General features: G+C 46.7%; 18 protein-coding genes. 15 read left to right on the top strand and 3 right to left on the bottom strand.

Annotated features, from left to right (window positions below; genetic code table 11):
- Positions 1-60 precede the first annotated feature (60 nt).
- From edd to mfd, 15 genes are read left to right on the top strand one after another with little or no spacing between them, the layout of a single operon-like run.
- Positions 61-1,851 carry a phosphogluconate dehydratase gene (gene edd, locus C6H04_RS04295; RefSeq protein WP_104732416.1) on the top strand — a complete coding sequence of 597 codons (1,791 nt, stop codon included), beginning with the start codon at positions 61-63 and terminating at the stop codon, positions 1,849-1,851.
- 10 nt (positions 1,852-1,861) lie between these two features.
- Positions 1,862-2,491, top strand: coding sequence for a bifunctional 4-hydroxy-2-oxoglutarate aldolase/2-dehydro-3-deoxy-phosphogluconate aldolase (locus C6H04_RS04290; RefSeq protein WP_104732415.1), 630 nt, complete (start codon positions 1,862-1,864; stop codon positions 2,489-2,491).
- A gap of 7 nt (positions 2,492-2,498) precedes the next feature.
- Positions 2,499-5,282 carry a RecB-like helicase gene (locus C6H04_RS04285; protein ID WP_158653810.1) on the top strand — a complete coding sequence of 928 codons (2,784 nt, stop codon included), beginning with the start codon at positions 2,499-2,501 and terminating at the stop codon, positions 5,280-5,282.
- An 8-nt stretch (positions 5,283-5,290) separates the two neighbouring features.
- Entirely contained in the window at positions 5,291-6,613 is a 1,323-nt protein-coding gene (gene nhaA / locus C6H04_RS04280) for a sodium/proton antiporter NhaA (RefSeq protein ID WP_104732413.1), read from the top strand.
- Positions 6,614-6,659: 46 nt separating this feature from the next.
- Positions 6,660-6,974 carry a preprotein translocase subunit YajC gene (gene yajC, locus C6H04_RS04275; protein WP_104695544.1) on the top strand — a complete coding sequence of 105 codons (315 nt, stop codon included), beginning with the start codon at positions 6,660-6,662 and terminating at the stop codon, positions 6,972-6,974.
- Between the two features lie 3 nt (positions 6,975-6,977).
- Positions 6,978-8,603 (top strand): protein translocase subunit SecD, encoded by a 1,626-nt coding sequence (gene secD, locus C6H04_RS04270; RefSeq protein WP_199767080.1) that lies wholly within the window; start codon positions 6,978-6,980, stop codon positions 8,601-8,603.
- Positions 8,590-9,561, top strand: a complete 972-nt coding sequence (secF, locus tag C6H04_RS04265) for a protein translocase subunit SecF (RefSeq protein WP_104732412.1) — start codon at positions 8,590-8,592, stop codon at positions 9,559-9,561. The genes secD and secF overlap by 14 nt, the downstream gene beginning before the upstream one ends.
- Before the next feature lie 13 nt (positions 9,562-9,574).
- Positions 9,575-9,916: a DUF6394 family protein gene (locus tag C6H04_RS04260; protein WP_104695542.1), complete on the top strand. Its 342-nt coding sequence runs from the start codon at positions 9,575-9,577 to the stop codon at positions 9,914-9,916.
- Positions 9,916-12,330: a leucine--tRNA ligase gene (gene leuS, locus C6H04_RS04255; RefSeq protein WP_104732411.1), complete on the top strand. Its 2,415-nt coding sequence runs from the start codon at positions 9,916-9,918 to the stop codon at positions 12,328-12,330. Before C6H04_RS04260 ends, leuS begins: the two co-directional genes overlap by 1 nt.
- A complete protein-coding gene (lptE, locus tag C6H04_RS04250; protein WP_104695540.1) occupies positions 12,327-12,830 on the top strand; it encodes an LPS assembly lipoprotein LptE in 504 nt (167 codons plus the stop codon). Before leuS ends, lptE begins: the two co-directional genes overlap by 4 nt.
- On the top strand, positions 12,827-14,011 hold the full coding sequence (locus tag C6H04_RS04245; protein WP_104732410.1) for a folylpolyglutamate synthase family protein: 1,185 nt from the start codon (positions 12,827-12,829) through the stop codon (positions 14,009-14,011). Before lptE ends, C6H04_RS04245 begins: the two co-directional genes overlap by 4 nt.
- Positions 14,001-14,927, top strand: a complete 927-nt coding sequence (locus tag C6H04_RS04240; RefSeq protein ID WP_104732409.1) for a M23 family metallopeptidase — start codon at positions 14,001-14,003, stop codon at positions 14,925-14,927. The genes C6H04_RS04245 and C6H04_RS04240 overlap by 11 nt, the downstream gene beginning before the upstream one ends.
- Positions 14,914-15,855: a M23 family metallopeptidase gene (locus C6H04_RS04235; RefSeq protein ID WP_104695537.1), complete on the top strand. Its 942-nt coding sequence runs from the start codon at positions 14,914-14,916 to the stop codon at positions 15,853-15,855. The genes C6H04_RS04240 and C6H04_RS04235 overlap by 14 nt, the downstream gene beginning before the upstream one ends.
- Positions 15,768-16,169: a bactofilin family protein gene (locus C6H04_RS04230; RefSeq protein ID WP_104695536.1), complete on the top strand. Its 402-nt coding sequence runs from the start codon at positions 15,768-15,770 to the stop codon at positions 16,167-16,169. The genes C6H04_RS04235 and C6H04_RS04230 overlap by 88 nt, the downstream gene beginning before the upstream one ends.
- Complete coding sequence (gene mfd / locus C6H04_RS04225; RefSeq protein ID WP_104695535.1) at positions 16,170-19,136, top strand: transcription-repair coupling factor; 2,967 nt, start codon at positions 16,170-16,172, stop codon at positions 19,134-19,136.
- Here mfd and C6H04_RS08140 read toward each other — a convergent pair.
- The 3 genes from C6H04_RS08140 to C6H04_RS08270 form a co-directional block, all read right to left on the bottom strand.
- A complete protein-coding gene (locus C6H04_RS08140; protein ID WP_233711854.1) occupies positions 19,133-19,336 on the bottom strand; it encodes a hypothetical protein in 204 nt (67 codons plus the stop codon). The genes mfd and C6H04_RS08140 overlap by 4 nt on opposite strands.
- Positions 19,266-19,499 (bottom strand): PP2C family serine/threonine-protein phosphatase, encoded by a 234-nt coding sequence (locus tag C6H04_RS08275; protein ID WP_324731048.1) that lies wholly within the window; start codon positions 19,497-19,499, stop codon positions 19,266-19,268. Before C6H04_RS08275 ends, C6H04_RS08140 begins: the two co-directional genes overlap by 71 nt.
- Positions 19,469-20,274 (bottom strand): protein phosphatase 2C domain-containing protein (locus C6H04_RS08270; protein WP_267892270.1); only part of this gene is annotated, 806 nt, incomplete at its 5' end. The genes C6H04_RS08270 and C6H04_RS08275, both read right to left, overlap by 31 nt.

Below are 20,274 nucleotides of genomic sequence, written 5' to 3'. Positions count from 1 at the left end.
GATATTTTTACCAAAAAGATAGCATACTTTGGACATACACAAGACATACAAGGATCATCTATGGCACTAAAAGCTCTCGAGCATGTTACAAAACTTATCATGGAGCGTAGCAAGCCCACCCGTCAAGCCTATTTAGAACGCGTTACGCAACATCAAGGCAAAATTGCACGCAAAGATTTGGGTTGTGCGAACTTAGCGCACACTTATGCTAGCCTACCCGCTCATCTTAAGGACACTATCAAAGACACCCAAAGGCGCAATTTCGCCATTGTTTCGGCCTACAATGACATGCTATCTGCTCACCAGCCTTTTAAAACCTACCCCGATCTCATCAAAGAGGAGCTAGTTAGGTATGGTTTGAGCGCACAATTTGCTGGAGGAGTACCCGCCATGTGTGATGGGATCACGCAAGGGTATGAGGGCATGGAACTTAGCCTCTTTTCGCGCGATGTGATCGCGATGAGCACTGCGGTTGCCCTTTCTCATAATGTCTTTGATGGAGCGTTTTACTTAGGAGTGTGTGATAAAATTGTGCCCGGCTTGCTCATTGGTGCGCTTCAGTTTGGGCATTTGCCTAGCATTTTTGTGCCCTCAGGGCCGATGAGTAGTGGGATTTCTAACGCACAAAAGTCTAAAACGCGCGAACTCTTTGCTCAGGGCAAAATCTCTAGGGATGCGCTTTTAGAAAGTGAGATGCAATCTTACCACTCTGTGGGCACTTGTACTTTCTATGGTACGGCTAATTCCAACCAAATGATGGTGGAGCTCATGGGCTTGCACCTACCAAATTCTGCCTTTATCAATCCTACTACCTCCTTAAGGCAAGCATTAGTTAAAGCAGCTGCTACGCATATGGCTACCCAAGAGGTTAAACCCATTGGAGTGTTGCTGAGCGAAAAGAATATTGTCAACGCGATGGTGGGCTTGATGGCGACAGGAGGCTCAACTAATCACACCATCCATCTTGTAGCGATTGCCAAGGCCGCAGGGATTATCATTAATTGGGATGATTTCGACGCGATCTCTCAGATGACTCCCCTTTTAGCGCGTGTCTATCCCAATGGTAAAGCCGATGTGAACCAATTTGAGGCAGCCGGAGGGTTAGCCTTTGTGGTGCGCGAACTCTTGAGTGCGGGACTCTTGCATGAGGATTGTGAGACGATCATGGGAGAGGGCTTGCACGCCTACACTCAAAACCCTTATTTGCTAGAGGACAAACTCACTTACAAAGAGGGCGTGTTAGAGAGTTTAGACACCAATATTGTGCGCCCTGTAAAAGAGCCCTTTAGTGTAGATGGAGGACTAAGGACACTCAAGGGGAATTTGGGGCGTGCGGTGATCAAAATCTCCGCAGTTGCTCCAGAACACCAAAGAATCCAAGCTCCTGCCCTTGTATTCCACTCCCAACAAGAGTTTTCAGATCGCTTTAAACGGGGGGATTTGAATCGCGATTTTATCGCGGTGTTACCCTACCAGGGTCCGCGTGCCAATGGCATGCCCGAGCTACACAAACTCACCCCCATTTTAGGCACACTCCAAGATCAGGGCTTTAAGGTGGCGTTGATCACCGATGGGCGTATGAGTGGAGCATCGGGCAAAGTACCCGCGGCTATTCATCTAAGCCCTGAAGCTCTTCTGGGCGGGGCGATCGCGCTCTTGCAAGAGGGCGATGAGGTGCTCTTAGATGCTAAAGAGGGGATTTTAGAGGCCCTTGTAGAACCTACAGAGTGGCAGGCAAGGACGCCTAAACCCACTTCACGCGATCATTTTGGCAGTGGACGCGAGCTCTTTGCCGGCTTTAGAAGTGTAGCCACCAGTGCAGAAACTGGGGCAACTAGTTTTGGAAATTAAGGAGAATGCCATGCAAGCTAAAGAGATTTTAAATACCGGTCCACTTATCCCTGTGATCACCCTTGAAGACCCCAAGCAGGGTGTGCCTCTAGCCCGAGCCCTTCTAAAAGGAGGGATTAAGATTTTAGAGATTACTTTGCGCACACAGGGTGCGCTGGAGGGGATCGCGCGCATTGCCCAAGAAGTCCCCGAGGCAATTGTGGGCGCGGGCACAATCTTAAATGTTTCTATGTTGGAACAGGTTAAAAAGGCAGGGGCGCGCTTTGCTATCAGCCCGGGGATTAATGCCAAATTCGCCCAAGAAGCCAAAGGGGTGGATATTCCCCTTATTCCGGGGGTAGCCAGTGCGGGGGAATTGATGTTAGCCTTAGAATATGGCTTTGAGGCGTTAAAACTCTTCCCGGCTGAAGCGGTGGGGGGGGTGAAATTGCTCAAATCCTTTAGTGCGCCTTTTAAGGGGGTGCAATTCTGCCCCACTGGGGGAATCAGTTTAGAGAATATGCACAATTATCTAGCCCTAGATAATGTTTCTTGTGTGGGGGGCTCATGGCTTACTCCCAAAGAGTTGCTAGCCCATGCCCAATGGGATCAAATCACCCAAATTGCCAAAGAGAGTGTGGCGCAAGCGAGTTTGCTATAATGACGGCATGAAAACATCCATGAGCACAGACCCCCATCTAGTGTTGCGGGCTTCGGCAGGAAGCGGGAAAACTTTTGCGTTGGTGTTGCGCTATGTGGCTCTTCTTTTACAAGGAGTGCGCGCGCATGAGATTTTGGCAATCACTTTCACGAACAAAGCCGCTGCTGAAATGCAACTGCGCGTGCTCAAAGCTCTTGAAGAATTGCGTGCAAATGTAGCAAGCGACCACAGTATGGAATTTAAAAACACTGCCCTTGTGCAGGCTTTGCAGGACACTTATGGGCTTGATCCAAGTGTTATCGCGCCTCGCATTCCTGCTATTTATGCGCAATTCATGCAAGACAAGCCCCAGATCATGACCATTGATGCCTTTTTCCAAAGGATTTTGCGCAAATTTAGCCATTTTGTGGAAGTGAGCGCGCAATTTGCGTTGAGCGATTTAGACCCTCAAGAGAAACTTTTAAGTTTTATCCAAGCCCTTAAACCTAGAGATAGGGAGAGCTTGAAGCGTTTTTGTGCGCATGTTTTGGATTTTAGTAAAAGTTTCAGCACCACAGAAGCCCTAAAGTCCATTTTAGACCTCTATTATAGTGGCGTGCAGATGCAAGTTTCACAGACTAGCACACCCAATTTATCCGCCTTAGAAGAAGAAATCTTGGAGCGCGCACGCGCACTCCAAGCACAAATCCAGCAACGAGTCCCCACTCAAAAGGGTAAAGAAGCGCTCAAGTGTGCGAATCTGCAAGTTTTACTCTCTTCTCCCAAGCCCATTGTTGAAGGCGCAGACTATTGTTATTTTAAGAAGTATGGGCTTGGGGACCTCAACCCTGATTTTGAAACCCTTAAGGAGAAAATTATCTCTTACTACCAATTGCAAGAGGTTTTGATCTTGCAAGAAGTTGCCCATTTTTTAGCCCTCTATGCGACCCACACGCACAGCTCCACACAATTAGACTTTAACACCATCGCCCTAAAAACGCATGCCCTCTTGGCAGGAAATCTAGTAGATAGGGATTTTTTCTATTTTCGTCTTGATGGGCGCATTAGTCATATTCTAGTGGATGAGTTTCAAGACACCAGCGTGTTGCAATACCAAATTTTGCAACCCCTGATTGCAGAGATCAAGGCGGGCAGGGGGCAGAATTTGGCAGATCGGAGCGTGTTTTTCGTAGGCGATGTCAAGCAGAGCATTTATGGCTTTAGGGGGAGTTATAGCGATCTGTTTGTGCATGCGTGTGCGGAATTTGCAAGCAAGGAGCTAGACACCAATTACCGCAGTGATAAAGCCGTGCTGGACTTTGTCAACGCCACTTTTTCTGAAAAATTTAAGGAACAATACAGCGCGCAAAAAGCCCACCCCAATGCCCAAGAGGGTTTCCTCAAGGTGTGTAAAACGCACGATCTCTTAGAAACCCTCTGTGCTGAGGTATGCGTCCTATTAGAGGCTAAAGTTCCCCCCCAAGAAATCGCTATTCTATGTTTCAAAAACCAAGATGCGATCGCTATTAGAGATTTCATGCTCCAAAGCTCCCGACCTCCTTTGCAGGGCGTAGCTTTTATAAGCGAGACAGACGCGCGTCTATTAGCCCAAAGAGAGGTAAAAATTCTCCTGCACGCCCTCAAGCATGCTCTAGCGCCCCAGCAGAATAAACCCTACCATAGCACCTGCATGGCTAAACTCTTAGGGCTACCCCTGCACACGCCCCTGCAACTCCCCTCTTTTGACTCTAATCTTAGTGCCTATCTATTAGCTATTATGCGTACCTTTAAACTTTATAGCGATCCGGCGCGTCACCTGCTAGAACTTTCACTCAATCAGTATGATATAGAGCAATTCATCGCAATGCTAGAAAAGGAGGTGCCGGGCTTTAACCATACGGCATTGCAGGGGATCAAGATCATGACCATTCACAAGTCTAAGGGCATGGAATTTGGACATGTGCTTGTCGTCGAGCCTTTTGGGGGTAAAAGAGCGGACAACTCTAAGTTTTTCACCCTCTACGATCAAAAGCGTCTTAGACCTTTTTATCGACAAAAAGGTAGAGAACACTTTGATTCAGATTATGCAAAAGCCTTAGATACTCTCAAAGCGCGCAATACCCGAGAGGAACAAAATATCCTCTATGTGGCCTGCACACGCGCCAAACATAGCTTGATCGTAATCCAAGACCAACAAAAGAGTGTCTTTAATTGGGAAGAGAGGCAAGTGGGTTCTATTGCGCCCCAAACCCACACTCCACCACCCCAGCTCAAGTCTAGCACGCCCGCACTTTTGGAGAATCAACATGCCTTTGGCAGGCAGAGTGATCACTTGCAAAAGCAAACCCCCAGCTCTTCTGATGCGCATTTAGCCATGCGTTTTGGTCAAGCTTTGCACAAGGCACTAGAGCTCCATTACGGCTATGGAATTGCCTTAGTGCAGCTGCAACCCTACTTGCAACACCATTTTGCTTTTATGAGAGTGGAAGCCTCCCAAGTGCTCAAGCGTTTGCAAGCCCTGCAACAAGAACAATCCTTTAACGCACTCTTAAAGCGCGGAGCACTCAGTGTAGAACTCTCTTTTAAAATCGATCAAAGCGTGTTGCGTATGGACATGCTCATCTGTAATCCTCAAGAAAAACATGTGTGGATTTTAGACTATAAAAGCGGGTCTACCTACTCCCATATGCACCAGCAACAAGTCTTAGGCTACCAGGAGAGTGTGGGGCGCATTTATGCCCAATACCGTGTAAGTGGGGCACTCATCTATACCCTTGAATCAGGTGTACAGGTGCGCCCCATCTCTCTATAAGGACAGCGATGACTCAACCGCGCAAGAATCTTTTTTTAGACTTTATCAAGAGTGAATCCTTTGGAGGGATTTTTCTCTTCATTAGTGCCGTATGGGCAATGATTTATGCTAATTCTTTCTTGTCTACCTATTATTTTGAGCTATGGCACACCAAAGTAGGCTTTAATGTAGGAGAATTTTTCTTTGGTTTTTCCATCCATCAGTGGATTGATGATGTGCTCATGGCCTTGTTTTTTCTCCTGGTAGGCTTGGAGATCAAGCGCGAGGTACTCTATGGGGAGCTTTGTGGATTTGCCAAGGCAGCCTTTCCCGTGATCGCGGCTTTAGGAGGTATGATTGTCCCTGGGCTAATCTATCATAGCTTGAATGCTAATACAGCCAGTGCGCATGGCTTTGGGATTCCTATGGCTACAGATATTGCCTTTGCCTTAGGGGTGATTTTGCTCTTGGGTAAACGCGTGCCCCCCGCGCTTAAAGTTTTTTTAGTTACCCTAGCTGTGGCGGATGACTTGGGCGCAATTATCGTGATTGCGATCTTTTATAGCTCTAATTTATACATGACATGGTTGGCTGGATCGGGGGGAATTTTATTGGCGTTAATCTTGTTAAATGTACTGGGGGTGCGCTATTTGTGGATTTACTTACTCTTGGGGGTAGGATTATGGATCACCACATATAATAGCGGAATCCATGCTACCATTGCGGGTGTAGCTCTCGCCTTCACCATTCCCATTAAGATCACACAGCGCAAACAGGTTTTGCACAGTTTTGGCGCGATGATGGAGAGCTTTAAAAACGCGTTTAACCCCAAGACGCACAGCACCAATAAACCCCTAGACCAGGACCAGCGCGACATTCTCTACACTCTCCAAGATGCCACGAGAAATTTACAAAGCCCTTTAGAGCGCTTGGAACACGCCTTACACCCTTACAGCGCGTATTTCATCATGCCTCTGTTTGCGCTAGCTAATGCGGGGGTAGCTATTAATCAAGACTTGAATTTTAAGGTCGATGAAATTTTATGGGGCGTGATCTTAGGACTGGTGGTAGGAAAACCTATTGGTATTTTGGGGATCACTTTTTTGGCAGAAAAGCTTAAAATTGCTAAACGCCCCGATGGGGTGAGCTGGGGACAGATTCTAGGAGCGGGCATGCTCGCGGGCATCGGATTTACCATGTCCATGTTCATGGCTAATCTAGCTTTTGACAACAAGGATGCAATGGAAGTCTCTAAGATTGCCATTTTATTAGCCTCGCTGATCTCAGGTATACTGGGCACCCTCTATCTAGTTGCCGCACATAAAAGAATAAATCTTAAAGCCAAGCCTTAAGTAAAGTTACTATAATCGAAGTTTTGAATCTCAAAAAGGAAGTTTTATGAACCAAACTAAGGAAATCCTGACCTCAATTTTACCCCTCTTGGTGCTCTTTGCGATTTTTTACTTCCTCATTATTCGCCCTCAACGCGTGCAGGCTAAGAAACATAAGGAAATGTTGGAGGGCTTGCAAAAGGGAGATAAAATTGTCTCTCAGGGAGGGCTCATCTGTGAGGTGATCAAACCTGAGGCCAATTTCTTTAAAGTGCGTTTGAATGAGGGGTTAGAAGTCAAGTTAGCAAAAAATTATGTGGCTTATAAGTTGGATGAAGAAAGCGCAAATAACTCTGTTTCTTTGAAGAAAGAGGCACAGTAGTCTTTGGGGCGGGTGTTTAATGCGCGTTTGCTGATCTTTGTGATCGCGCTTGTCTTTGGCGTGGGACTTTCTTTGCCTAGCCTGTTACAAACTAAGGGACCTAAGATCACTCTAGGTTTAGACCTAAGGGGGGGGTTGAGCTTATTGCTAGGGGTGCAGATCGAAGAGGCGCTCAAGAATAAGTACACTTCTATGGCTACCTCGTTAGACTACGCCTTTAAGGCACAGAATATCTTGGTGAAAGACCTGCAATCCTCTCTGCGAGGGGTGGAGTTTGATCTACTAGACCCCGATGAAGCCAAAGCCTTAAACAAAATTTTGGAGGATTTTAGCAAGGAGGGCGTACAGGTCGATCACGCTCAAGAACATTATACTCTTTCTTTGAGCGCTGAAAAGGCTCAAGATTTTCAGTATCAAACTCTTTTGCAAGTCATTAGCACGATTAGAAACCGCCTTGATCAATTCGGATTAGCCGAACCCACTGTGCTCCAGCAGGGTAGGGACGCGATCCTGGTGCAATTACCCGGGATTAAGACCTTGGCTGAAGAACAGCGGGCTAAAGACTTGATCACCAAATCTGCCCATTTACAGATGATGGCAGTTGATGAGGAAAAGAACCCCTATCTAGCTGAACTCAGCCCAGAGGAAATCCATAAACTAGGTGATGTGGCCTTGCCCTATGCGCCCCAGAGTGGGGGGCAGGGTAAATTGCTCTTGAGGGCAATCCCTATTTTAGATGGAGAAATGCTCACCGACGCACAAGTAGCCTATGATAACAACAACCAACCCGTGGTGAGTTTTAGTTTAGATTCAAGGGGAGCTAAAATCTTTGGGGATTTTTCAGGGAGCAATGTGGGCAAACGCATGGCGGTGGTCTTAGACAATAAGGTCTATTCTGCTCCCTATATCCGTGAGCGCATTGGAGGGGGGAGTGGGCAGATTAGTGGGAGCTTTAGCGTGGAGCAGGCCAGTGACTTGGCTATCACGCTTAGAAGCGGGTCTTTGCGCGCGCCCATCAGTGTGCTAGAAAAGCGCATTATTGGACCGAGTTTAGGAGCAGATAGCATCCGCACTTCTCTGATTGCCCTAGCAGGGGCGTTTATTCTAGTCATCGCCTTTATGATTTTCTACTATGCGATGGCAGGGGTGATTGCCAGCGTGGCGTTGGTGGTGAATTTGTTTTTGATTATCGCCGTGATGGCGCTCTTTGGGGCAACCTTGACTCTGCCAGGCATGGCAGGGATTGTGCTCACTGTGGGTATGGCAGTGGACGCTAATATCATCATCAATGAGCGAATCCGCGAAGGGCTTAGGGGCAATGAAAGCGTGGTGCAGGCCTTGCATTCAGGTTATGCCAACGCTTCAAGGGCGATTTTTGACTCCAATCTCACCTCTTTAATCGCTTCCTTTTTACTCTATGCATATGGCACGGGCACGATTAAGGGCTTTGCGCTCACCACAGGCATTGGGATTCTAGCCTCTATTTTAACCGCCATCATTGGCACACAGGGCTTTTACCAAGCCATTGCCCACAAACTTTCCAAAAAGAAGGGGCTTTATTTTTGGTTTGGGATTAGCTTAAATACCCACTCTAAACCTTCTAAAAAGGTTACACATGGAACTCTTTAAGCGGGTTCGGGTTTTGGATTTTATGGGCTATGCCCGTTTTACCCTGCCTCTTTCGGGCGTGCTCGTGCTCGTCTGTGTGTTTTTGATCTTCTTCAAGGGGTTTAATTTAGGGGTGGATTTTTCTGGGGGGAGTGTGGTGCAGGTGCGCTTTGAAAAGGTAGTCAGCGTGGCTAAGGTGCGCGAGGTGGTGGCTACCCAGCTTAAGGGCGTGCAGGTGAGCGAATTTGGTGCGCCTGAAGAAATGGTGATTAAAATCCCTCTTTTAGCCACCCAGCAGGGCACTCAACAAGATTTAGGCGTGCAAATTAGCCAATTGCTCAATCCTTTAGGCAAGTTCGAAATCCGCAAGTTAGACAGCGTAGGGCCTAGAGTGGGAAGTGAGCTCAAAGAAAAGGGAGTCTTATCGCTAGTTCTAGCCATCATTGCGATGATGATCTATGTGAGTTTTCGCTATGAGTGGCGTTTTGCTTTAGCGGGCGTGCTGGCTTTAGCCCATGACACTCTGGTAACAGCGGTGAGTGTGATTGTGTTTAATATTGATCTCAATTTAGAGGTGATCGCCGCGCTCTTGACTTTGCTGGGCTACTCCATTAATGACACAATCATTATTTTTGATCGTATCAGAGAGGGCATGCTCGCACGCAAACAGCAGGACTTGAATACTCTCATCAACCAAGCGATTTCCAATACCCTAAGCCGCACCCTATTAACTTCGCTCACGGTGTTTTTCGTCTTGGTAGTGCTTTACTTCTTTGGCTCTAAAATCTTAGTGGGCTTTTCTCTACCCATGTTGGTGGGCACGATTGTAGGGACTTATAGCTCAATTTTTATTGCGCCTAAACTCGCCGTGTTGCTAGGCTTTGATTTAAGCAAGTATCATGACAAGGAACTCAAAAAGCTCAAACGCAAACAGGAAAAGGAGCGCCTACGCCAACTTTACGAGCACGGGCGTGTCTAGCTAAAGGAGAAACATGGACTGGGGTCGTGTCGCCTTTGTGATCTTTAGCTTGGGGAGCACCACTTCAGTAGCGGGTTTTTTGTACGAACCCAATGTGGTTGTCTTATTTGTTGCCCTCGCACTCAATCTCATCACCACTACGCTTAAAATTGGAGTGCAAAAACAATTCGCCTCCGAACTCTTAGGAGGATCGATTTCTGCCCTTTTGCACCTCATCCCCGCCTTTATCTTTTTGCAAATTCTCAATAATTCTATTTTCACCTACACCCTCATGGTTGGCGCACTTTTGAGCAATGTTTTTTGTTTGATTTTGATTATCATCGATGGCACTAAAAACATGGATACGGAGTATTAATGCAACACTACAACGCACACAGCATAGAGCAAAAATGGCAGGCAATTTGGACTCGGAGCGGGGTGTTTGAGCCCCTTGAGGATTTAACAAAACCCAAAAAGTATATCTTAAGCATGTTCCCCTATCCCAGCGGGGCGATTCACATGGGACATGTGCGCAATTACGCCATCGGGGACGCACTAGCGCGTTATTACCGCCAAGTGGGTTATAATGTTTTGCACCCGATGGGCTTTGACGCCTTTGGTATGCCCGCAGAAAATGCAGCCATTCAATACGGTGTGCACCCTAAGAAATGGACTTATGAGAATATCGCTAAAATGCGCGAGGAATTTCAGGCATTGGGCTTTTCCTTTTCTCAAGCACGAGAGTTTGCCACCTGCGATCCCCATTACACTAAGATTGAGCAGGGCTTTTTTATCGAAATGTATAAAAAAGGTTTGGTCTATCAAAAAGAGGCGTGGCTAAATTGGTGTCCTAAGGATAAAACCGTTCTAGCTAACGAGCAGGTTATCGAGGGGAGATGCTGGCGCTGTGATACTCCTGTGGTGCAAAAGCAGATGCCCCAATACTACTTAAAAATCACAAAATACGCCGAAGAACTCTTAGCAGAACTCAAAACCCTAGAGGGGTATTGGCCCAGCCAAGTCTTGCGCATGCAGGAAAACTGGATTGGCAAATCCCAAGGTCTTGTTTTCCACTTCAATCTAGCCCCTAAGAGTATTGCTCTCTTAAAAGAACAATACCGCCAAATCGAGGTCTTCACCACCCGTATTGACACCATTTATGGGGTTACCTTTATCGCCCTAGCCCCCGGGCATCCCATTGTGGGCGCGCTTTTAAAAGGAAAACATGTAGACCCTGCCAGTCAGCAAGCCATTGTAGAGATGCAAAACACTTCTGCGCGCGCACGCGCTTTAGAGAAAAAGGGGGTGTTATTGCCCTTGCAAGCCCTGCACCCCTTAACTCAAGAACGCATCCCTATTTATGTAGCTAATTTCGTGCTAGAGAGTTATGGAAGCGGGGCACTCATGGGTGTGCCTGCACACGACACACGCGATCACGAATTTGCCACGCTTTTAAATATCCCTATCAAACAAGTCATCAACGAAGAGGGGGTTTTAGAACACAGCGATACCTACAACGGACTCACCCCCGCTCAAGCGCGCGAAAAATTAAGCGATCTTTTTGAAGGACAGGATTTGGGGCAGCGTGTCACCCATTATCGCCTGCAGGATTGGGGGATTAGTCGCCAACGCTACTGGGGTGCGCTCATCCCAATGGTGCGCTGTGAACACTGCGGTCTTGTGCCAGAAAAGCTAGAAAACCTGCCCATCTTACTTCCTGAAGATGTGCAAATTGATGGAGAAGGCAATCCCTTAGAAAAGCACTTAACTTTCAAGGCATGTTCATGCCCTATGTGCGATCGCCCCGCTCAAAGAGAGAGCGACACCATGGACACCTTTTTCCAATCCAGCTGGTATTTCTTGCGCTACGCCACGCCCAAAGAACTTTGGGAACACCAAGCCTTTGAACCCCAAGCACTCGCCTATTGGCTGGGTGTAGATGAATACATCGGCGGGGTGGAGCATGCGATCTTGCACCTGCTGTATGCGCGCTTTTTTACTAAGGTCTTGCGCGATTTGGGCTATTTGCGCCTAGATGAACCCTTTACATGTCTAACCACACAGGGCATGGTGCTTAAAAATGGAGCTAAAATGAGTAAATCTAAGGGGAATGTGGTGAGCCCCCAAGAGATTTTAGAAAAGTATGGCGCAGACATCGCGCGGCTTTACATCCACTTTGTCGCTCCGCCTAGTAAAGAACTCGATTGGAATGACAAAGCCCTAGAGGGTGCAGCCCGCTTTCTCAAACGCTTTTATGAGAAATCCTTTTTAGCTTCACCCTGCGATCACCCCCCCAAGTTAGAAAATCTCAACCCCGCAGAAAAGCAGGCACGCCAAAAAGTGCATTTAGCTTTGCAAAAATGCCATGCCATCTTTGAGAAAAAACAACCCGGTTACCCCTTTAACACCCTTATTGCTGCATGTATGGAAGCCCTCAATGCGTTAGAAAAAACCACTAACCCTGCCCTTTGGAGCGAAGCCTACTACATTTTAACCCACATCTTAGAGCCCATCATTCCCCATGTGTGCTCAGAAGTCGCCCAGCGACTCTTTAAATGCCAAAATTTCAAATCCCAAGAAGTAGATTCACAAGCTTTAGAACAAGAAAAGATTGAGATTGCTATTAGCATCAATGGTAAAAAACGCGCGAGTGTGGTTGTGGATAAGGATTTAGATCGCGATGCCCTTGTGGCCCAAGCCAAAGAGCAGGTGCAAAAATGGTTAGAGGGTAAACAAATTCTTAAGGAAGTAATTGTACCCGATAAGTTGGTGAATTTTGTGTTGCGATGAGGGCTTTGGTTATGGCGTTAGGGTTTGTTTTAGGTGGCTGTGGCTATAAGCCCATTGCCACCTTCGCGCAGAATGCACTAGGGCAGGGTATCTTCGTGCGCCTGATTGTGAATTTACCCAACCCGCGTAACTCCGTGCAATTTAAGGATATGCTCAATCGGATCATTGTGCAACGCTTCCAAAACACCCTCACCAGCGAAGCACAGGCCGATTCTATCATCACCATAGAAATCACCCGTGTGATTGACACTTCCATCAGTCAGAACCAAGAGGGTTTTACTACCTTCTATCGTGCGACTGCCTATGTGGATTACACCTATGACAATAAAAAAGGCGCGGTGAAAACATTCAAAGATACGGGCTATTATAATTATGCAGTTTCTTTGCAAAATCCTTTGACTACTTATAAAAATCGCCTCTATGCGATCGCGCAAGCCTTGAACCAAACTCTAACCCAATTTGTGGCTCAAATTGCCTATGAGGGCAAGCTCAATAAATGAATTTAAGTGCGTTTCTCACCTCCCTAGCACAGGAATACGCTCCTTTCGATCCAACGCGTTTTCCTAAAGTCTATGCACGCTTTTTGGAACGCTTTAGCGATAATACACCTAAAATTCAGATTATCGGCACAAATGGCAAGGGGAGCACAGGGCGTTTTATCACTTTGCTTCTGGAGCAAGCGGGCCTAAAAGTGCTACATTTCACTTCCCCTCATCTGTTAAGTTTTCGTGAGCGCTTTTATACACAAGGCTCTATTATTTCTGAAAATGCCCTGCAAGAAGCGCATGCCCATTTGCATAAGTATTTGCATAAATTGCGTTTAGATTCTCACATTAGTTATTTTGAATACGCCACTCTCTTAGCGGTCGTGTTAGCTCAAGACTGCGATTTGATGGTGGCAGAAGCCGGACTTGGAGGCGCGTTGGACAGCACTACGCATTTGCACGCGCGTCGTGCATTGGTCTGCACACCCATTAGCCTGGATCACACCGATCGCTTGGGTAGCACACTTTCAGAAATAGTCCATACCAAATTGGCAGCTATGGGAAGTTTGGAGCCTAACACTCCCATCATCTTAGCTCCTCAAGACCCCAGCGTCCAAATGCAGGCACAAGAAATGGCAATGAGCCATAGCTTGCCCCTCTTTTTAGTCAATCCCCCCTCTCCCACCGCTTGTATCTACGCCAATCACTACGCCTATCCGCTCTTTCTAGCCCAAAACCTTCAAACTGCATTGGATAGCCTAGAAGTACTTCAACTTCCCCATAACCCTGCTACTATCCCACCCCTAGATTTACGCGGACGCTTTGAAATCCTGGAGTCTAATTTAATCTTGGATGTAGTGCACAATGTGGGTGGCGCAAAAGCATTAAAAGAGGCCTTGCAACAGAATTTTAAAGATCAAAAAATCCACTTAGTTTATAATAGCTACGCTAGGAAGGATGTGCGGAGTATTTTGGAGTGTTTGCGATCTGTCATTGCGCGCGTGTGGGTCTTCAAGGTTGAAGATATCCAGATCATGGAGCTGGAGAAATTGGAAGATTTACTAGAGAAATTACATCTAGCGTGGGAAATCTTTTCATGGAAAAAATTCTACGCTCTCAAAGAAGAAAATCTTTGGGTCGTGGGAGGTTCTTTCAGTGTTGTGGGAACATTTTTAAGGGAGTATGATGCGGGATAAGCTTGTGTTAACCATCATTGATGAAAGCGGTTCCAAGCAGCTTAGACTCTCTAAGAATGTGAAGCGATATTGTTTAATTACGGCTTGTGTCGTGCTTTTATGCGTGGTAGCTGGAGGAATAGGATTAGGTTATTTGGTACAAAAACTGGGTCAGGTGACTTTAGAGAAACGCATTACAGAGGCTAACTACAAAGAGCTTTACCAAAAAAATAACACTCTCAAACAAAATATCCAGTATAAAACCCAAGAAATCGCCTTGGTGAGTCAGCAAATCAAGACTTTGGAGAACATTCTCAAAATTGATAAAGGCGATACGCTCAACGCGCAGGCCTATGGCCACATCAACTTGGAATCACTCCCCCTATCCAGTAAAAACTTAGCCCTAACTCTCATCCCTAATGGTGTGCCTTTGGCAACTTATACGCAGAAGAGCTTCACAGCTCCCATTCCCAACAGACTACAGGCACATGCGGGCTACGATTTTAGCACTCCCCCTAGAACTCCTGTTTATGCGAGTGCTAGTGGGGTGGTGGATGTGGTGCTTTTGAGCAAGCAGGGGTATGGGAATTTGGTGCGCCTAGAACATGCCTTTGGATTTAGCTCCATTTATGCACACTTAAGCGAAATCGTAATGAAACCCAATAGTTTTGTGCAAAAAGGGGATTTAGTGGGCTATAGTGGCGATGCTAAAAGTGCCTATTCCAAAGGTCTTCACTACGAGATTCGTTTCTTAGGGCAGGTGGTAGACATGCCCGCTTATCTTGCATGGAGTTTAGATAAGTTTGAAGTGATTTTCCAAGAGGAGTCGCCCATTAACTGGAAGAACCTCTTTTATAGCATTGAGGACATTACCAAAACCCAGAATTACACTCCCCGCTCTTACTCTGCCAAAGGTGTTCCCAATGTGGCTCAATAGGCGTCTGATTTTAGTCTTCACCTACCCCGATGGGAGCAAATCCCTCAATGTACACACTCTTTACAAACAAATTGCCTACTATATGCTCTTGTTCGTGCTCAGTGTCCTCTTATTTTTGATTGCTGTGCTCTATCTTTTTGAGACTCAAATCACTCAAAATAAGAAACAGATTACAATCTTACGGGCTGAATTTGAAAAGAGTTCACAAATCCATGCGCGTTTAAATCAAGAAATGCGTGGGTATGTGGAAGATTTACTCTTAGCAGGTGAGCGGGTCAATGATTTAGAAAATCTTGTGGGCATAGAAAATGACACCCAAGAAGATCAGACCCCCTTAAGCGCTCGTTTAAATATGGCCAGTATCACGGGTGCACAGAAGAGTTTCATTATGCGTTTCATTCCCAATGACAACCCTCTGGAATCCTATCGCAGGATTTCTAGCGAATTCCAACAGCGCTATCACCCCATCTTACACCGCATGCAAAACCATACAGGTGTGGACTTGAGCACACCTGTGGACACTCCTGTCTATGCCACAGCTAATGGAGTGGTGGGCATGGCGCACAATGGCTGGAATGGGGGTTATGGGCGACTCATCAAACTTTATCATCCCTTTGGCTTTAAGACCTACTATGCTCACTTGCATAAAATCGTGGTTAAAGATGGAGAATTCGTCAAAAAAGGGCAACTCATCGGTTATAGTGGAAGCTCTGGCATGAGCACGGGACCGCATCTTCATTACGAAGTGCGTTTCATGGACAAGCCCATCAATCCCATTTTTTTCATTAAATGGAATATGAAAAACTTCGACTTTATCTTCACACAAGAGAGGAATATTGCATGGCCATCTTTACTAACGACCATAAACAAGCTGCTAACGGGTCTGCCACCATCATCGCCCAAGGAAGCAAATTCCAGGGAACTTTGAACATGGACTGCCATCTGCACATTGATGGTGAAGTGGAAGGGACGATCCATTCTAGTAACACTGTTGTCATCGGCAAAAATGGGGTCGTGGTGGGAGATATTTTTGCACCTAGATTGGTTGTCAGTGGCAAATTCAATGGAAATGCACAGGCCGATGTGATCGAAATCATGCCTTTGGGCTTTGTGGATGGTAAGATTATCAGCTCTGAGCTGGTTATCGAGCGTAAGGGAATTTTAGTGGGGGAAAGCCGCCCCAAGGACAACGCCCACCCTCTTTTGGACAATAAAACCAATCTCTTAGAAAAGAAGGCCTGATTGATCCAAGCTAGCTTTCATAGCGCGCTTTCAAAAGGGTTTGAGAGCACAATTCTCATCGTGCAAGACGACGCGCAAGCACGTCAAGCTTCCCAAGTGGTGCGTTTCTTTGCTCCTCAAAAAGTCCTCTTCATCTTCCCCGAACTTAGGGCTCACTACTTGGATGACATGCGCGCCTTTAGCGCAGAGTTAAGCGCGCTCTTAAACCAGTTGCGCTTGTTTTACCAAGCCAAAGAAGCTAAGAAAGATTGCTTGCTCATCGCTCCTCTAAGCGCGATTCTGCACCCTCTGCCCAAGTCTTTTTTATGCCAAAGTTTCACTATCCAAGCCCTAGAAGCTACTCCCTTAGACGCGCTGCAAGCACGCCTACGCGCCTATGGTTATGAATTTGTAGACATGGTGGAGTTGCCCGGTGAGGTGAGTATGCGCGGGGATATTATGGACATTTTCACTCCCGGATCTCCCAAACCCCACCGCTTGAGCTTTTTTGGAGAGGAATGCGAGGACATTAAAACCTTCGATCTAACCACCCAGTTAAGCGATCCCCAACTCTTAGAGTGCCTAGAAATTCCCCCCGCGCTCTTCAGCCTCACTCCAGAGCAACACGCTACCCTTCTAACACGCCTAGAGAGTTTAAAAACAGATAGTTTAGTGCCTGATATTGCCTCTCTAGGTTTTTGGGCGTTACAAGATTGGGGGATGTGGCTTTGGGAGGAAGATAGTGCCCTCTTGAGTGCAGAGGCTTATCAAGAAGCCCAAGAATATGCCTGTTTGGAGCACATACCGCAATTAGAAAAAATCCTAGCCCTACCCCAACTTAGGCATCCCCCCGGGTATCAAGATTTGCACCTACCTCTAAAAAATCTCTCCGATTTTTGTGCCCTGCACCCCCAGCACAGCATCACACTCTTACACCGAGCCCATGAGAGTTTACCTCCCCTAGAGGCGCATGTTAAACCCTATATTTCAGATTGCGTGTTGCATTTTAGCACTCCTACGGAGATTTTTATCTCTGCACACACTTATCCTAAACCCCCAAAAGCTAAACCTCTCAACTTCGCTCTCAGTGAGCTTAACAGCGGGGATTTTGTGGTGCATGAGGACTATGGCGTGGGTCTTTTTCAGGGACTGGTACAACAAAGCGTGCTAGGAAGCGTGCGCGACTTTATCGCCCTAGAGTATCAAAACCACGATCGCCTCTTTGTACCTGTGGAAAACCTACACTTATTGGAGCGCTACATCGCCCCCAACACACCCACGCTGGATAAATTAGGTAAGGGAGGTTTTAGCAAACTCAAGGCCAAAGTGCGTGCGGAGCTTCTAGGGCTGGCTGAGGATATTATCAGTGCACATGCAGAGCGCATGTTGCTTGAAGGGGTGAAAATTGCGCCCGATACCACCCCACTAAAAGCCTTCCACAACGCGCGCCCCTTCAAGCTCACAGAGGATCAAGATCGCGCCATAGAGGAAGTGTTGAGCGATCTAGCCAGCGGGCAGGTGATGGATCGCTTGCTCAATGGAGATGTGGGTTTTGGCAAAACCGAAGTCGCTCTTGTGGCAATCTACACCCTTGCTCTAGCAAAACGCCAAAGCGCACTCTTTGTGCCCACTACACTTTTATCTAGCCAGCATTTTGTTACCTTGCAAGCCCGCTTAAGTCCCTTTAATATCACCATTGCCAAACTCGATCGCTTTAGCAAGGACAAGGCGCGTGTTTTAAAAGAATTGCAAGAAGGGCGCATTGATGTGGTGGTAGGAACGCATGCGCTCTTAGGAGCAGAGTTTAAAAATTTGGGATTGGTGGTGGTAGATGAGGAACACAAATTTGGGGTCAAGCAAAAGGAGGCGATCAAGGCTTTAAGTCAAAATGTGCACCTCCTTAGCATGTCTGCTACCCCCATTCCCCGGACCCTGAGCATGGCTTTAGCCAAGATCAAGGATATTAGCTATTTGGCCACTCCTCCAGAGAGCAAACCTCCCGTGCGCACCTTTGTGAAAGAAAAAACCCCCGCTTTGCTCAAAGAGATCATTTTAAGGGAGCTGCGGCGCAAGGGTCAGGTGTTTTATATTTATAACCATATCCAAAGCATGCCTATGGTCCAAAAAATGTTGCAGGACCTTTTGCCCCATCTTAAAGTGGAAATTTTGCACTCTAAGACCCCGGCGCTCCAAGCGGAAAGTTTGATTTTGGAATTTGCACAAGGGGGTTTTGAGGTCTTGCTATGCACCAGTATTGTGGAATCGGGGATTCATCTACCCAATGCTAACACAATCATCATTGACAACGCGGATAGCTTTGGGTTGGCCGATTTGCACCAACTCAGGGGACGTGTGGGGAGGGGTATGCATGAGGGGTTTTGTTACTTTCTGGTAGAAGGCAAACAAAATTTAAGTCCGAGTGCGACTAAGCGACTGCTCGCTTTAGAAAAAAATGCCAGTTTGGGGAGCGGGGCGCATATTGCCCTGCATGACTTAGAAATTCGTGGTGGGGGAAATCTTCTAGGAAGCCATCAGAGCGGGCACATTAAGAGCATTGGTTATGCGTTGTATGCGCGTATGCTCGAAGATGCACTGCAGGAAAAGAGTGGGTCTGTGGGGGCGCGTGGCAGTGTAGAGCTCAAACTGGCCGTGAGTGGGTTTTTAAATGCGGAGTTAATCACTAGTGATGCCCTGCGCTTAGAGTTGTATCGGCGTTTGTCGCTTTGCCAAACAAGCGCGCAGGTGATAGAAATTGCCCATGAAATTGAAGATCGTTTTGGGGCATTAGACCCGATGAGTGCGCAGTTCTTGGCAATCATGCGTATTAAAATCTTGGCTAACCAACTCCAAATCCCCAAGATCACCCACCACCACCAGCATATCACGCTACACCTCCCCCAACCTGTCCACTTACAAGCCCCCAGCAAGGACGATACTCAAGTACTAGAAACCTTGCTAGGATATTTAGAACGCGCCTTAGTGTGTTAATCCTCAGACTCTGCCCGCTTGTCTATCAAGTTTTCTATCTTAACCTTTAACTTTTGCTCCGACTCGCTTAAAGAATCTGCGCTCTCTTTAACCAACATGATCACACTACAATCATCGGTCGTTTTTTCTTTAACCCGTGTTTCTAGCAAAGTTTCTAAGGAAGCCTGCACTTGATCGCGCATGCTCTGTGCGCGCGACATTCATATAATCTTGCAATATAGTTACTAAGGTGCGTTCTCTATTGCGGTAAAAGGATTCGCCCGCGCCATCAGACATCAGCACAAAGCCCGTAAAATTCTTATCGCTCAATTTGCCCTTAAACACTTTTGTGCTTAAAGGGGCATCTTTAGAAGTGGTGAAGATAGTCTCATTGCTAAATTCGCCATTTTATCGGGGTGGCTTGCCACCACTAAAGTGCGATCTTTTAGCACCCCGCAGATGCCATCGCCTAAGTGCAATAATAAAAATTCATCGCCATTAATAGCCACTGCAAGCAAAGTAGAAGCGAGATCCTGCAAATTAAAAGCCTTGTTTTGGATTGTTTCCTGCAATTTTTGTAATCTATCTTGCAAGGTGGTTTTTAATTGGGGGCTAGCTGACACAGAGCAGCGCCACTCTTTTTTAAAACGCTCTACAAGTTGCTTTTCTTCTTCAAAAACTTTTTCTAGCTCTTGCATACAAGCGCTTAGGTGGAGTTCGTGGAGTGCGCTTAAATCCTCAGCGCGCCAAATGTCTTGAACTCGAAACTCTTGGATGCGCTCTTGCAAGGTGGTGCAACAAGTGTTGAGTGCTTCTAATCGCTCTTGCAGGGTATTTTCTAGGGCTGTGACTTTGCTTTTAAAACCCTCTAACTCTTGTTGGCGCTTTTGTATAGTTTGGAAGTTTTGCACTTGGGTTTCTAGGATTGCAAAGTGTGCTACAAAGCTCTTGTATTCAAGATTGCCTAAAACATCTTTGGTCGGGGGTGTTGGAGTGAATGGAGGGTTATTGAGGTTAGAATTTTTGATAGCATGTCTTACTTTATCAACAGCACGCTCTGCTTGGACTTGCAAGCTTGAGCTCAAATGTTGTAAGGTGCGCTTGAGCTCTTGGCTCTGTGTGGCGTAGTCTTCATAGTCTGTGAACCACCCACCAAAGA

This window comes from Helicobacter salomonis (assembly GCF_900197775.1).
Taxonomy (GTDB): Bacteria; Campylobacterota; Campylobacteria; order Campylobacterales; family Helicobacteraceae; genus Helicobacter; species Helicobacter salomonis.
Note: the sequence above shows the minus strand (reverse complement) of the source record. Positions and strands in the feature narration are given on the sequence as shown.

What these genes read in the sequence shown, in the direction of transcription:
- nhaA (WP_104732413.1), top strand. Translation starts at nt 5,291, where the DNA reads ATGACTCAACCGCGCAAGAATCTTTTTTTAGACTTTATCAAGAGTGAA.
- C6H04_RS04290 (WP_104732415.1), top strand. Translation starts at nt 1,862, where the DNA reads ATGCAAGCTAAAGAGATTTTAAATACCGGTCCACTTATCCCTGTGATC.
- C6H04_RS04245 (WP_104732410.1), top strand. Translation starts at nt 12,827, where the DNA reads ATGAATTTAAGTGCGTTTCTCACCTCCCTAGCACAGGAATACGCTCCT.
- yajC (WP_104695544.1), top strand. Translation starts at nt 6,660, where the DNA reads ATGAACCAAACTAAGGAAATCCTGACCTCAATTTTACCCCTCTTGGTG.
- C6H04_RS08140 (WP_233711854.1), bottom strand. Translation starts at nt 19,336, where the DNA reads ATGTCGCGCGCACAGAGCATGCGCGATCAAGTGCAGGCTTCCTTAGAA.
- C6H04_RS04235 (WP_104695537.1), top strand. Translation starts at nt 14,914, where the DNA reads ATGTGGCTCAATAGGCGTCTGATTTTAGTCTTCACCTACCCCGATGGG.
- C6H04_RS04260 (WP_104695542.1), top strand. Translation starts at nt 9,575, where the DNA reads ATGGACTGGGGTCGTGTCGCCTTTGTGATCTTTAGCTTGGGGAGCACC.
- leuS (WP_104732411.1), top strand. Translation starts at nt 9,916, where the DNA reads ATGCAACACTACAACGCACACAGCATAGAGCAAAAATGGCAGGCAATT.
- secF (WP_104732412.1), top strand. Translation starts at nt 8,590, where the DNA reads ATGGAACTCTTTAAGCGGGTTCGGGTTTTGGATTTTATGGGCTATGCC.
- C6H04_RS04230 (WP_104695536.1), top strand. Translation starts at nt 15,768, where the DNA reads ATGGCCATCTTTACTAACGACCATAAACAAGCTGCTAACGGGTCTGCC.
- C6H04_RS04240 (WP_104732409.1), top strand. Translation starts at nt 14,001, where the DNA reads ATGCGGGATAAGCTTGTGTTAACCATCATTGATGAAAGCGGTTCCAAG.
- edd (WP_104732416.1), top strand. Translation starts at nt 61, where the DNA reads ATGGCACTAAAAGCTCTCGAGCATGTTACAAAACTTATCATGGAGCGT.
- lptE (WP_104695540.1), top strand. Translation starts at nt 12,327, where the DNA reads ATGAGGGCTTTGGTTATGGCGTTAGGGTTTGTTTTAGGTGGCTGTGGC.
- C6H04_RS04285 (WP_158653810.1), top strand. Translation starts at nt 2,499, where the DNA reads ATGAAAACATCCATGAGCACAGACCCCCATCTAGTGTTGCGGGCTTCG.